This is a genomic window from Sphingomonas sp. (assembly GCF_017745215.1).
Taxonomy (GTDB): domain Bacteria; phylum Pseudomonadota; class Alphaproteobacteria; order Sphingomonadales; family Sphingomonadaceae; genus Sphingomonas.
The window spans coordinates 37931-51284 of sequence record NZ_JAGHZV010000017.1 but is presented as its reverse complement, the minus strand read 5'-3'; the positions used below and the strand labels follow the sequence as shown (position 1 = coordinate 51284).

Here is a 13354-nt window from a genome sequence, read left to right as displayed (position 1 = left end):
TTCGTTCATGCACCGAACAGGTTCGTGGGTCCAAGGCGTTGCTGCGGCGCAACGACGCCGTCAGGTAGGGAGTGAGCGAATGACGTGACGGCCTTGTGAGAGGCCTTCGGCTTGTGGCTCAAAAGCCACGGTTTTTCTCGTTTATCTCAGGTTCATGAAACAAGCCCGCGCCAGGCCGCTTCTAACGGGGCCTGCACGATGCGCGGGCCAGTAAGTACGTAAGGAGTTCGTTTATGCGTATCGCAATCTTCACCGCTTCGGCCCTGGCGCTGGGCGCCATCGCCACCCCTGCTCTCGCGCAGGACGACGACAAGGGCTTCACCGGGCCGCGCGCGGAAGTGATCACCGGCTGGGATCATGTGAAGGACGATTCGATCTACGGCGCGAAGAAGGACGGCCTGACCTATGGCGGCGCGCTCGGCTATGACTATCAGATCGGCCATGCCGTGATCGGCGTCGAAGGCGAAGTCACCGGCGCCACCACCAAGGATCGCGACACCAACGTGCTCGTCGCGGGCGATTCGCTCAAGGTGAAGGCGGGCCGTGACCTCTACGCCGGCGCGCGCGTCGGCTATGCCGTCGGCAACCGCACCCTGCTCTACGTCAAGGGCGGCTATACCAACGCGCAGATTCGCACGAGCTACACCAGCCCGACCACCACGGTGAGCGAGCACGACAATCTCGACGGCTGGCGCCTGGGCGCGGGCACCGAGGTCAAGCTGACCGGCAATGTCTATGCCAAGGCCGAATATCGTTACTCCAAGTACAATGATGGCGACAGCACCGGCATCGATGCGAGCCGCCACCAGATCGTCGGGGGCGTCGGTATTCGCTTCTGAGATCGTTTCGGCCTTGACTTTGGCCTAAAAAGAAGGGGCCGGGGCGCTTGCTCCGGCCCTTTTTCGCGTTAAGGATGCTGGGCGGCGAATTGCCACCGGCCGCTTGCGGAACTGGGTGGATAGGGGCGGCGGCCCGGGGGTTTGAGGACGATGAAGGCGACGATCGAACGGGCAACGCTGCTGAAGGGACTGAGCCACGTCCAGTCGGTGGTCGAGCGGCGGAACACGATCCCCATTCTCTCCAACGTGCTGATCGAGGCACAGGGCTCGGGCGCGCTCCGCCTGATGGCGACCGACCTCGACCTGCAGATCGACGAGACGATCGCCGCGGCGGTCGACCAGCCCGGCGCCACCACCGTCTCGGCGCACACCTTCTTCGACATCGTCCGCAAGCTGCCCGAAGGCTCGCAGGTCGAGCTGAGCGCTGCCGAGGGCCGCATCGTCATCACCGCCGGCCGCGCGCGCTTCACGCTGGCGACGCTGCCGCGCGACGACTTCCCGGTGATCGCCGAGGGCGAGCTGCCGGTCACCTTCGAGCTGCCGGCCGAGACGCTCAAGCAGATCATCGACAAGACGCGCTTCGCCATCTCGACCGAAGAGACGCGCTATTACCTCAACGGCATCTTCCTCCACGTCTCGGACGAAGCGACGCCGATGCTCAAGGCTGCCGCGACCGACGGCCACCGCCTCGCGCGCGTGACGGTCGCGCGCCCCGACGGCGCCGAATCGATGCCCGACGTGATCATCCCGCGCAAATGCGTCGCCGAGCTCAGGAAGCTGCTCGACGAAGTCGACGGGTCGGTCGGCGTGTCGATGTCCAATTCGAAGGTCCGCTTCGATCTCGGCCAGGCGATCCTCACCTCGAAGCTGATCGACGGCACTTTCCCCGATTACACCCGCGTGATCCCGACCGGGAACGACAAGCTGCTCAAGCTCGACCCCAAGAGCTTCATGGAAGGCGTGGACCGCGTCTCGACGATCGCCACCGAGAAGACCCGCGCCGTCAAGATGGCGCTCGAGCGCGACAAGATCATCCTCTCTGTCACCAGCCCCGAGAATGGCGCGGCGGCGGAGGAAGTGCCCGGCGACTATGCCGCGGCGCCGCTCGAGATCGGCTTCAACAGCCGCTACCTGCTCGACATCCTCAACCAGATCGAAGGCGACGTCGTCGAGGTCCATCTCGCCGACGCCACTGCGCCGACGCTGATCCGCGAGAACGACAAGGCTCCCGCGCTCTACGTGCTGATGCCGATGCGCGTGTAGCGCCTGAGGTTCGGTGCCATGATCCGGATCGAACGGCGCCAATGGCTTGCGGCGCTCCTGTTCCTCATGGTCGCGCTGGCGACGCGCGGCTGGCAGTTCGGCAATCCGCTGATCGGGATCGACGAGCAATTCTACCTGCTCGTCGGCGACCGGATGCACCAGGGTGCGCTGCCCTACGTCGATTTCTGGGATCGCAAGCCGCTCGGGCTGTTTCTCGTCTATTATCTGATCCGCTTCCTGGGCGGCGACGGCATCATCCAGTACCAGCTCGTCGCGACGCTGTTCGTCGTGGCGACCGCCTGCATGATCCACGCGCTCGCGCGGCGCATCGCGCCCGAGCGCGGCGCGTTGGCGGCGGGTGCGATCTATATCGTCTATCTGCTGCTGTTCGGCGGCTCGGGCGGCCAGGCACCCGTCTTCTACAATTTGCTGGTGACGCTTGCCGCATGGTGCGTGGTGCGCGTGCTCGAGCGCCCGCGCTTCGATCGAGCGGCGTTCGGCTTCGGCACCGTGGCGATGACGATCATCGGCTGTGCGCTGCAGGTCAAATATTCGGTGCTGCTCGAAGGTGTCTTCTTCGGCGCGACGCTCTCATGGCTGGCGTGGCGCGGCGGCAGCGGGATCGCGAGGCTCGGGGCTGCCGCGGCGCTGTGGATCGCGCTCGCGCTCGGGCCGACCGGGCTCGCCTGGGGCTATTATGTGGCGGTCGGCCACGGCCAGGACTTCGTGTTCCAGAACTTCCAGTCGATCTTCCTGCGCTCGCCGCCGACCGGCGACGATCTGGCGCATCGCATCATCCGGATCGTCACGCGCATCCTGCCGCTCGCGCTCGCGGCGCTGGCCGGCAGCCTGTGGCGCGGCGATGCCGGGGGACGCGCCGCGCACCGGTTCCTCGCCGCATGGGCCGGCATTGCGACGCTGTCGGTGATCCTGTTCGGCACCTATCACGACCATTATGCGCTGCCGCTGCTGCCGCCGATGACGATCGCGGCGTCGCGTGCATTCGGCTGGCTCTGGACTGTCCCCGGTGCCGCGCTCCGTGGCCGCGTGCGGGTGGCGCCGATCGCCCTGCTCCTCGCGCTGTTCGCGACGCTCGCGGGGTTCCGGATCGCGACCGACACCCGCTGGCGCCATGGCGATGCCGCGCAGATGCGCGCGCTCGTACCCCTCATCGGCCCGTCGCCGCCGCGCTGCGTCTTCGTGTTCAGCGGCGATCCGGTGATCTACCTGCTCACCCGCAGCTGCCTGCCCACGCGCTATAATTTCCCGACGCTGCTCAGCGAATGGCCCGACGCCAGGTCGCTCGGCGCCGATCGGCAGCGCGAGCTTGTCCGTGTGATGGACTCGCGGCCCGATTTCGTCGTGCTGCGCGGGGACGATCGCTTTCTCGAAGCGGCACCCGAGGCCTGGGCCTATATGCGCGGCGTGCTCGCCCGCGACTATCGGCTGGTGCTCGACCAGCCGATGATACCCCGACACAGGCTGCTCTACGCGCGCCGCGATCGTGCTCCGGGTCATCCCGGACTTGACTATTAACAGCAATGTAAGTAGCGAGCGGGCCATGGCCACGCTTCCCGCCCCGACTCACAATCCCGGCATCCCGATGAAGCGCGACTGGAGCACGGCGTTCCGCGCGCTGGGCAAGCTGCTCGCCAATGGCGACGACACCCACCAGGTGTTCCGGATCATGCGCGCGCTCAACGGCGACGTGACCCAGCGCAACTATCGCCGCCTGCTCACCCTGCCGAACGGTGGCCGCCTCGCCTATCGCCGGCTCGAGCTCGCCACGCGGCTGACCGATCGCGGCTGGATCGACAGCTTCGCCGAAGGCACCGTCGGCGCGGCCTATCGCCAGTTTCTCGACAGCACCGGTTATACGGCCGACGGACTCGCCGAGCTGAGCATGGCCGAAGGCGCGTTCCAGGGCGTCGACGTCGAGCACCCCTATGCCTGGATGGGCCGCCGCGAGCGCGACATCCACGACCTCTGGCACGTGCTCACCGGCTACAAGGCGAGCGAGCATCTCGGCGAGGCCTGCCTCGTCGCCTTCTCCTATGCGCAGACTGGCGGGCTCGGCTGGGGCTTCATCGCGATGGGCGCGGCGTTCAAGAGCCTGCGCGTCACCGGCAGCACCGACTTCCTCAAGGCCGTGATCGAAGGCTATCGCCACGGCAAGCGCGCCGAATGGCTCCACGGCGAGGATTACGAGGCACTGATGGCCGAGCCGATCGACCAGGCCCGCCAGCGGCTCGGGATCGCCGAGCCGGCGCGCTACCGCATCGCCCAGGCCGAGCTCGAGGCGGCAGGGCTCAAGGGCATCTGAGCGCCCGCAGGTGACGCGGGCCCGCGCGCCGTCTATCGCCGCGCCATGGCCCTCACTCGCCTGCGCCTCACCGACTTCCGCAACCATGCCGAGGCGTCGTTGATGCCCGGGCCGGGCTTCGTCGTGCTGAGCGGCGAGAATGGTGCGGGCAAGACGAACGTGCTCGAAGCCGTTTCGCTGCTCGCGCCGGGCCGAGGCTTGCGCCGCGCCCCGCTCGCCGAGATCGCGCGCCAGGGCGGCAGCGGCGGCTTCGCGGTGGCGACGCGGCTTGGCGAGGCCGAGATCGGCACCGGCACCGAGCCGGGCGCACCCGAGCGCCGGCTGGTCCGCGTCAACGGCGCGACCGCCGCGGCGACCTCGCTCGCCGAATGGCTCACCGTGCTGTGGCTCACCCCGGCGATGGACCGGCTGTTCGTCGAAGGCGCGGGCGAGCGCCGCCGCTTCCTCGACCGGCTGACGCTCGCGCTCGCCCCCGGCCACGCGCATCACAGCACGCGCTACGAAGCCGCGATGCGCGAGCGCAACCGGCTGCTCGGCGGCGACGAAACGCCCGATCCCGCCTGGCTGACTGCGCTCGAGGCGCGGTTGGCCGAGCACGGCGCCGCGATCGAGGAAGCCCGCGACGAAACCGCGACGGCGCTCGCCGCGCGACTTGCCGCCCAGCCCGAGGGCGTGTTCGCGCGCGCCGGCCTGACACTCGAAGGCTGGGAAGGCGACGCGCCTGCGCTCGCCCGCGCGCTGGCCGAGAGCCGCCGCCGCGACGCCGCCGCCGGGCGCACGCTGGTGGGTCCGCACCGCGACGACCTGGTCGTCACGCATCTCGGCAAAGGGCAAGCGGCGCATCTCTGCTCGACCGGCGAGCAGAAGGCGCTGCTGCTCGGCCTCGTCCTCGCGCATGCCGAGCTCGTCGCCGAGCGCACCGGCCGCGCGCCGATCCTGCTGCTCGACGAAGTCGCCGCGCACCTCGACCCCAGCCGCCGGGCCGCGCTGTTCGACCGGCTCGACGGCCGCGGCCAAGTGTGGATGACCGGCACCGAGCCGGCGCTGTTCGACGCGGTGCCGGGCGAAGCGACGCGCTACCGCGTCGCCGAGGGACGGATCGAGCCTGCCTAGTCGCCGGCCAGCGCCGCGCCCGCGAGCGCGCGGGTCGCCCAGCGGCGGACTTCGCGCGCCTCTTCGTCGCCGAGCTGGAGCACGTCCTTGAACACCAGCATCGATTCGGTGCCGATCACCAGCGCCATCGCCTGCGCCAGCCGCCCGGCCGCGGCGGGCGGGAGTGTCTCGGCGGCGTCGCCGATCGCCGCCTCGATCACCGGCATGCGCCGGTTCTGGCGTACCGGCAGCTCGTCCTCGCCGCGCAGCCGCCGCTGGAGCGCGTGCACCATCATCGTGCGCAGCGGCGCCTCATGTTCGCGGATCATCGAGTCGAAAGCGTCGCCGACGAAGGCGAGCCGGTCGGCGAGTCCCGCCGGCGCCGAGTCGGCGCGCAGGATATCCGCCGAGGGCGCTGCCACGTCCAGCGCCGCCTCGACGAGCAGCGCGTCGAGCCCGGGGAAATAGCGGTACGCGGTCGCGCGGCTCACCATCGCGGCCTCGGCGATTTCCTCGAGGCTCGGCGAACGCCCCTCCGCCATCAGCCGCGCGGCGGCGCGGAGCAGGTCCTTGCGCGTGCGGGCGCGCTGTCTCTCGCGCGCCACTAGGTCAGTTGAGCCTGGATCGCGGCGAGATCGACCCAGACGTTCTCGCGCCGGATATCGCCGCCGCCATCGAACTCGACGACGTGGAGCAGGCGGAACTCGAGCGGGCGTCCCTGTCCTTCGATCCCGAACGGCCGTCCAGGCGCGTGGCCGCGCCAGAGCGAATCGTCGACGAGGAAGTCCTCGCCATAGAGCCGGCGCAGGCAGCGCACCTCGCCGTCCTTCAGGTCGCCGAACAGCGCTTCGTAGAAGGGCCGCGCGCCCTCGCGCCCGTGGCTCGGGCCGAGCGGCCAGCCGACGATGTCGTCGCGCGCCTCATAGCCGAAATGCTGGTCCATCTTGCGATCCATCGCTTCGCGCGAGAGCGTCATGGGGTCCTCCAACGGTTGACGGATCGAGCTCGTAATGAGATTTTGGTCTCATGACAAGAATGAATTCTCATTCGTACAGATACGCAGCCTCGCTCCCTCATCCGTCATCCCGGCGAAAGCCGGGACCCAGGCCACGAGCGGCCCGGCTTGCTAGCCTGGGTCCCGGCTTTCGCCGGGATGACGGATGGAGGGGTGGGGGGTAGCGGTCGATCCGCTCGAGCGTCGCACGGGTCCGGTCGGTGACGTCGGTGCCGGTGTTGAGCGTGGTGCCCGGTTCGACGAGCAGCACGTGGCACGGCTCCTCGATCGCGTCGGGGCAATGCTCGACGCCGTGCGGCACCACCAGGAACTCGCCGGGGCCGAGGTCGATCGGCCCATCGCGCAGGTGCATGCGCAGCCGGCCGGCGATCACCAGGAACATCTCGTCCTCGGTTGCATGGTGGTGCCAGTCGAACGCGTCCGAAAGCTTCACCAGCTTGACCTGGTGTCGTTGATCTGGCGGGCGATCCGCGGGTTCCAGCAATCCGGAATCCGGTCGAACGCCTCGGCGAGATTGATTTTCTGCATCGCACAAACGCTCCGCTTGGCGAGAATTGTCACGGCTCCGCAATAGCGCCGGATATTCGACCACGGAAGCCCCGCGGGATCGCGATCATCCAAGTTCATGTTTCGATATATACACGATTAGGTCACATATTCTTTGTCCTATTGTCACATCGGTTACAGTTGAGCCGAGAATGTTCCGAATATAGATGACTCACTTATTTGCTCTGATTTCACTTGCGAACAATAAACACGCGATCTATATGCGCCCCCGTCGCGCCTCCTGGCGCGATGCCGCTCCCCGCATCTACGGGAGTGATGGAGACAAGCTCCGAAATGAAATTGCTGGATTTGTGGCTCGTGGGGTTCGGGCTGCGATGCGGCGCGCTCGTGTTCGCCGAGCTGGCGGCTTTCGCCTATCTGATTCCCACGCTCTTCAACCTCCACAGCGACCTCGCCGATGTCGGCGCGGCGCTCGTGGCGATGCTTGCGCTCGCCGGCGGCTTTCTCACCGGCACGGCGCTCACTCGCGAATTCGCGAATGTCTTCAGGGACAAGGACTCATGAATACTCGTCTGATCCGTTTCGCGCCGCTGGTCGCGGTGCCGTTGCTGCTGCTGATCGTGCCGGTCACCTCGTGCAGCCGCGTCGAGCCCGGCCATGTCGGCATCAAGGTCAACAATTTCGGCAGCGCTGCGGGCGTCTCCGACGCGTCGCTCGGCGTCGGCTGGTATTTCACGCCCTTCGGCACCAACATCTACCAGTACCCGGTCTACACCTCGACCTATGCGTGGACGCGCACCTCGGCCGAGCAGAGCGAGACCAACGAGGAATTCAACTTCCAGGACAGGAACGGCCTCAACCTTTCGGCCGACGTCTCGGTCGCCTATCGCGTCGATCCGGTGCGCGCGCCGATCCTGTTCCAGAAATACCGCACCGAGATGGGCGGGATCGTCGCGGGGCCGTTGCGCAATGCCGTCCGCTCGGCGCTCAACGAGGAAGCGGCGAAGCTCGGCGTCGAGGAGATCTACGGCCCGCGCAAGGCCGCGCTGATCAACCTCGTCCGCGCCGATGTCGCGCGCTATTTCGAGCCCTTCGGCCTCCACGTCGAGCAGCTCTACTGGGCGTCGAACATCCGCGTGCCCGACCAGGTGCTCGCGCAGATCAACACCAAGATCGCCAACGAGCAGGCCGCGCTCGCGGCGCAGGCGAACGTCGCGACGGTCAAGGCCAATGCCGACGCCCAGATCGCCCAGGCCGAAGGCAAGGCCAGGGCCTCGCAGATCGAAGGCGACGCGTTGCGCGCCAATCCCGAGATCCTGCGCCAGCGCGCGATCGAGAAGTGGGACGGCAAGCTGCCCACCTACCTGGGCGGCGGCCAGCTACCCTTCATCGTCCAGCCGCAGTGAGGCGAGCGGCGGCCGCGCGCCGCCGCTTTCCATCCCAACCCGATCCAATCGACTGGAGGTTCCCATGACGGGTTCACCCATCGTGCCCCGCCTCGCGCGCGGCGAACGGCTGCTGTGGAGCGGCCGGCCCCGGCAAGGCATCGTCTTCACGCCGTCCGACGTCCTGATGATTCCCTTCTCGCTGCTGTGGGGCGGCTTCGCCTTCTTCTGGGAGACGATGGTCATCCTGAGTGACGCGCCGATCTTCTTCCGGCTGTGGGGCGTGCCGTTCGTGCTCGTGGGAAGCTATATCATCGCCGGGCGCTTCTTCCACGACGCGTGGGTGCGCGCGCACAGCTGGTACGCCGTGACCGACCGGCGCGTGCTGATCCTGCGCACCGGCCCGCTGGGCGAGCTGACCGCGCTCGACATCCGCTCGCTCCCCGACCTCCAGCTCAGGCTGGGCTGGAGCGGGCGCGGCACCATCCTGTTCGCGGAGGCGTGGCAGAACCGTCCGTGGGACCGCCACGCCTCATGGGGCCCCGCATCGAGCCGGACGCCGCAGTTCACGATGATCCGCGACGCCGAGCGCGTGTTCGACCTGATCACGGCCGAGAGCGGCTGATCACTCCTTGTCGGCGTACGCCTTCACCAGGTCGAACAGATAGTCGCGGCCCGTGTAGAGCGACTTGGCCTCGATCCGCTCGTTGAGCCCGTGGATGCCGTTGAGATCGGGATCGAGCCAGAGCCCGGGCACGCCATAGGTCGGGATGCCGACGGCCTCGAGGAAGATGCCGTCGGTCGCCCCGGTCGACATCGACGGGATCACCGGCACGCCGGGGAAATATCTGGCGACGAGCTTCTCCGCCGGGCCGACCACCTTGGGGTCGAGCGGCGGCGGGCTTGCGATCGGGCGGAGCGGCGGCACCGGCGTGATCTTCACCCTGGCGTCGCCGATCGCCTTGACGAGCTCGGCCTGGACCTCCTCGATCGGATGGCCGGGGAAGATGCGGCAGTTGATGTTGGCCTCGGCGTGCTGGGGCAGTGCATTGTTGGCGTGGCCGCCCTCGATCAGCGTCGCGACGCACGTCGTGCGCAGCATCGAATGGAAGCTGCGATCGGTGTTGACGATCGCCTCCGATGCCTTGTCGCTCGGGTCTTTCGCGAGTGCGATCATCGCTGCGCCCATGTCGCCGCCGCGCGCGATGCCGGCCTTGGCGAAGAAGGCGCGCGTCGTGTCCGAAAGCTCGATCGGGAACTCGTGCTCGCGGATCTTCACCAGCGCGTCGGCAAGCTCGTAGATCGCATTGTCGCGCACCGGGATCGAGCTGTGCCCGCCGGGGTTGGTCGTCTCGATCCGATAGTTCTGCACCGCCTTCTCGCCGACCTGCATCGTCTGGACGACGAGCTTGCCATGGCCGTCGGTCTGGCCGCCGCCGCCTTCGTTGAGCGCGAATTCGGCATCGATCAGCTCGCGCTTGTTCTTGGCGAGCCATTCGGCGCCGTTGAACGCCCAGGTCGTCTCCTCGCCGCAGGTCAGCGCCATCTTGATCGTGCGCCTGGGCTTGTAGCCGGCTTCCTTGAAGCGGATCAGCGCGTCCGACCAGATCGCCGCCATCGACTTGTCGTCGACGGTGCCGCGCGCGTAATAATAGCCGTTCTCCTCGACCAGCTTGAACGGATCGCGCACCCAATCCTCGCGCTTGGCGGCGACGACGTCGATGTGCGCGAGCAGCAGGATCGGCTTCGCCTTCTTCGACGTGCCCGGATAGACGACGACCAGCCCGCCGTCCTCGGGATGCTCGGGCGTCGCGAAGGGGACGATCTGGCCGTCGGTGAACCCGGCCGCCTTCAGCCGCACGGCGATCTGCCCCGCCGCCTTGGTGCAGCTGCCGACGTTCACCACGGTGTTGGTTTCGACCAGCTCCTTGTAGAGCTCGAAGAACTTCGCCTGGTCGGAGCGGAGCGCGCCCGCATCCTGCGCGGCGGCGGGAAGCGCCCCCAGCAGCCCTGCCCCCATGATCGCCGCGACCAATGTCTTCATTGCCCTGCCTCCCGAATGTCGTCGCGCGGTTGAAGCATGTCGCGCGGCCGGGGGGAAGGGGTGGTTCGATCGGCTCCCAGCGGGTGGGAGCAACGGCGGCGCCCTACCCAAAAGTCACAAGAGTCACGACCCGTCGCCACGATCCGCCCCTCCGGCCTCGGCCCGCCGCTCCGGACGCAGCGATCCCGCACGGGTGCAGTTAAGCACGGCAAATCCAACTTTTCCAGCGGCTTGCCCGGCATGCGGGGGCGGCCCATTTCGCTTCCTTTCGGGCGCCCCGATCCCTATATGCTCGCCATGGCAACCGAAGACGAAAACACTCCTTCCGCTTCCTCCGACTATGGCGCCGATTCGATCAAGGTCCTCAAGGGCCTCGATGCCGTGCGCAAGCGCCCCGGCATGTACATCGGCGACACCGACGACGGCTCGGGCCTCCACCACATGGTGTTCGAAGTCTCGGACAATGCGATCGACGAGGCGCTGGCGGGGCATTGCGACCTCATCCAGATCACGCTCAACGCCGACGGCTCGGTGTCGGTCGAGGACAATGGCCGCGGCATCCCGACCGGCATCCACGCCGAGGAAGGCGTCTCGGCCGCCGAAGTGATCATGACCCAGCTCCACGCGGGCGGAAAGTTCGATAACACGTCCGACGGCAATGCCTACAAGGTCTCGGGCGGCCTCCACGGCGTCGGCGTCTCGGTGGTCAACGCGCTCTCGGAGTGGCTCGACCTCAACATCTGGCGCGACGGGGAGGAGCATTGGATGCGCTTCCGCCACGGCGACGCCGAAGCGCCCTTGAAGGTGATCGGCACGGCCCCGGCGCTGCCCGGCGGCGGCACCAAGAAGGGCACCAAGGTGACCTTCCTGGCCTCGCCCGCCACCTTCAAGATCACCGAATACGACTTCGAGAAGCTCGAGCACCGCTACCGCGAGCTCGCCTTCCTCAACTCGGGCGTGCGGCTGCTGCTGCGCGACGCCCGGCACGAGGAAGTCAAGGAGATCGAGCTGTTCTACGAGGGCGGAATCGCTGCGTTCGTGAAGTATCTCGACCGCAACAAGGCCGCGCTGATGCCCGATCCGATCGCGATCGGCGGCACGCGCGACGACGTGACGATCGACGTCGCGCTCGAGTGGAACGACAGCTATTACGAAAACGTCCTCTGCTTCACCAACAACATCCCGCAGCGCGACGGCGGCACGCACCTCGCGGCGTTCCGCGCGGCACTGACGCGCACGCTCAACAATTATGCCGACAAGTCGGGCGCGCTGAAGAAGGAGAAGGTGAGCCTCACCGGCGACGACATGCGCGAGGGGCTCACCGCGATCGTCTCGGTCAAGCTGCCCGATCCCAAGTTCAGTTCGCAGACCAAGGACAAGCTGGTCAGTAGCGAAGTCCGCCAGCCGCTCGAATCGCTGATGGCGGACAAGCTCGCCGAATGGCTCGAGGAGAATCCCGCGGCCGCCAAGGCGATCGTCCAGAAGATCATCGACGCCGCCGCCGCGCGCGAAGCCGCCCGCAAGGCGCGCGACCTCACCCGGCGCAAGGGCGTGATGGACTCGCTCGGCGGGCTCCCCGGCAAGCTCCACGATTGCCGCGAGCGCGATCCGAGCAAGGCCGAGCTGTTCATCGTCGAGGGCGATTCGGCCGGCGGCTCCGCCAAATCGGGGCGCGACAGCGAGTATCAGGCGATCCTGCCGATCCGCGGCAAGATCCTCAACGTCGAGCGCGCGCGGACCGACCGCATGCTCTCGTCGAAGGAGATCATCGCGCTGATCCAGGCGATGGGCACGGGCATCGGCCGCGAGGAGTTCAACCTCGCCAAGCTGCGCTACCACAAGATCGTGATCATGACCGACGCCGACGTCGACGGCGCACACATCCGCACGCTGCTGCTCACCTTCTTCTACCGGCAGATGCCCGAGATCGTGCAGGACGGCTATCTCTACATCGCCCAGCCGCCGCTCTACAAAGCGACGCGCGGGCGCTCGGAGGTGTACCTCAAGGACGACGGCGCGCTCGACCAGTATCTCGTCGAGGCGGGCGTCTCGGCGAGCCGGCTCGACACCAGCGAAGGCGCGCGCTTCGGCCAGGACCTGACCGACCTCGTCGAGCATGCCCGGCGGATGCGCACGCTGATGCGCTACGTGCCGCGGCGCTATGCCCCGGAGATCGTCGAATCGCTCGCGCTCGGCGGCGCACTCGACCCGCAGGCGAGCCGCGAGGACCGCGCCGCAAGGCTGGCGGCGGTGACCAGGCGGCTCGACCTGACCGACGAGGATGCGCGCTGGACCGGCCGCGTGACCGAGGAGGGCGGCTTCCACTTCGAGCGGCTGTGGCGCGGCGTGACCGACCATCACATCGTCGAGGCGGCGTTCCTCAGCTCGGCCGAGGGGCGCAAGCTCCACGCGCTCGCGCAGGAACAGGCCGAGAGCTATGCCGGCGTGCACAAGCTCGTCTCGGCGACGTCGACGTCGCAGGTCGTGGAGGAAACCCCTGCCGAGGCCGAGGAGGACGGCGCCGAGCCCGCCGCCGCGGCGACCGCGGGCAAGGGCGAATGGCTGGTCGCGCGGCCGAGCCAGCTGCTCGACGCGGTGCTTGCCACCGGGCGCAAGGGCCTCAAGATCCAGCGCTACAAGGGGCTGGGCGAGATGAACGCCGAGCAGCTTTGGGAGACGACGCTCGACCCGCAGAACCGCTCGATGCTCAGGGTCGCGGTCGATCAGGCCGATGTCGCGGACGAGATCTTCACGCGCCTGATGGGCGACGTGGTCGAGCCGCGCCGCGAGTTCATCCAGGAGAATGCGCTGAGCGTGGCGAACCTGGACGTTTGAGCGCCGACACCCACGTTCATCGTCATCCCGGCGAAAGCCGGGACCCGGGGC

13 protein-coding genes are annotated in these 13354 nt (G+C 67.8%); 9 read left to right on the top strand and 4 right to left on the bottom strand.

Translation table 11 applies throughout. The annotated features are described in order from the left end of the window. The first annotated feature begins 233 nt into the window (after positions 1–233). From J7495_RS15930 to recF, 5 genes are all read left to right on the top strand, one after another. Positions 234–839 (top strand): outer membrane protein, encoded by a 606-nt coding sequence (locus J7495_RS15930; protein ID WP_294057726.1) that lies wholly within the window; start codon positions 234–236, stop codon positions 837–839. 150 nt (positions 840–989) lie between these two features. Then, positions 990–2102 (top strand): DNA polymerase III subunit beta, encoded by a 1113-nt coding sequence (dnaN, locus tag J7495_RS15925; protein ID WP_294057822.1) that lies wholly within the window; start codon positions 990–992, stop codon positions 2100–2102. A gap of 18 nt (positions 2103–2120) precedes the next feature. Next, the gene (locus J7495_RS15920; protein ID WP_294057725.1) at positions 2121–3638 is read left to right on the top strand and encodes a hypothetical protein; all 1518 of its coding nucleotides are present in this window, start codon (positions 2121–2123) and stop codon (positions 3636–3638) included. A gap of 25 nt (positions 3639–3663) precedes the next feature. Continuing rightward, entirely contained in the window at positions 3664–4425 is a 762-nt protein-coding gene (locus J7495_RS15915) for a Coq4 family protein (protein WP_294057723.1), read from the top strand. Positions 4426–4470: 45 nt separating this feature from the next. Beyond that, complete coding sequence (gene recF / locus J7495_RS15910; RefSeq protein WP_294057722.1) at positions 4471–5538, top strand: DNA replication/repair protein RecF; 1068 nt, start codon at positions 4471–4473, stop codon at positions 5536–5538. On the opposite strand, the gene J7495_RS15905 is transcribed toward recF, so the two are convergent. From J7495_RS15905 to J7495_RS15895, 3 genes are all read right to left on the bottom strand, one after another. Then, positions 5535–6122: a TetR/AcrR family transcriptional regulator gene (locus J7495_RS15905; RefSeq protein ID WP_294057721.1), complete on the bottom strand. Its 588-nt coding sequence runs from the start codon at positions 6120–6122 to the stop codon at positions 5535–5537. The two genes, recF and J7495_RS15905, sit on opposite strands and share 4 nt — an antisense overlap. Further along, positions 6122–6493 carry an ester cyclase gene (locus J7495_RS15900; RefSeq protein ID WP_294057719.1) on the bottom strand — a complete coding sequence of 124 codons (372 nt, stop codon included), beginning with the start codon at positions 6491–6493 and terminating at the stop codon, positions 6122–6124. The genes J7495_RS15905 and J7495_RS15900 overlap by 1 nt, the downstream gene beginning before the upstream one ends. Positions 6494–6590: 97 nt before the next feature. Continuing rightward, entirely contained in the window at positions 6591–6965 is a 375-nt protein-coding gene (locus J7495_RS15895; protein ID WP_294057717.1) for a cupin domain-containing protein, read from the bottom strand. 407 nt (positions 6966–7372) lie between these two features. Between J7495_RS15895 and J7495_RS15890 the strand changes: the two genes are divergently transcribed. The 3 genes from J7495_RS15890 to J7495_RS15880 all read left to right on the top strand — a co-directional run bounded on the left by J7495_RS15890 (position 7373) and on the right by J7495_RS15880 (position 9049). Continuing rightward, a complete protein-coding gene (locus J7495_RS15890; protein ID WP_294057716.1) occupies positions 7373–7603 on the top strand; it encodes a hypothetical protein in 231 nt (76 codons plus the stop codon). Beyond that, complete coding sequence (locus J7495_RS15885) at positions 7600–8445, top strand: SPFH domain-containing protein (protein WP_294057715.1); 846 nt, start codon at positions 7600–7602, stop codon at positions 8443–8445. The genes J7495_RS15890 and J7495_RS15885 overlap by 4 nt, the downstream gene beginning before the upstream one ends. A 64-nt stretch (positions 8446–8509) precedes the next feature. After that, on the top strand, positions 8510–9049 hold the full coding sequence (locus tag J7495_RS15880) for a hypothetical protein (protein WP_294057714.1): 540 nt from the start codon (positions 8510–8512) through the stop codon (positions 9047–9049). On the opposite strand, the gene J7495_RS15875 is transcribed toward J7495_RS15880, so the two are convergent. Then, positions 9050–10468 carry a M20/M25/M40 family metallo-hydrolase gene (locus tag J7495_RS15875; protein ID WP_294057713.1) on the bottom strand — a complete coding sequence of 473 codons (1419 nt, stop codon included), beginning with the start codon at positions 10466–10468 and terminating at the stop codon, positions 9050–9052. A 297-nt stretch (positions 10469–10765) separates the two neighbouring features. Here J7495_RS15875 and gyrB point away from each other — a divergent pair, with 297 nt between their 5' ends. After that, entirely contained in the window at positions 10766–13303 is a 2538-nt protein-coding gene (gyrB, locus tag J7495_RS15870) for a DNA topoisomerase (ATP-hydrolyzing) subunit B (RefSeq protein ID WP_294057711.1), read from the top strand. The last annotated feature ends 51 nt before the right edge of the window (positions 13304–13354 follow it).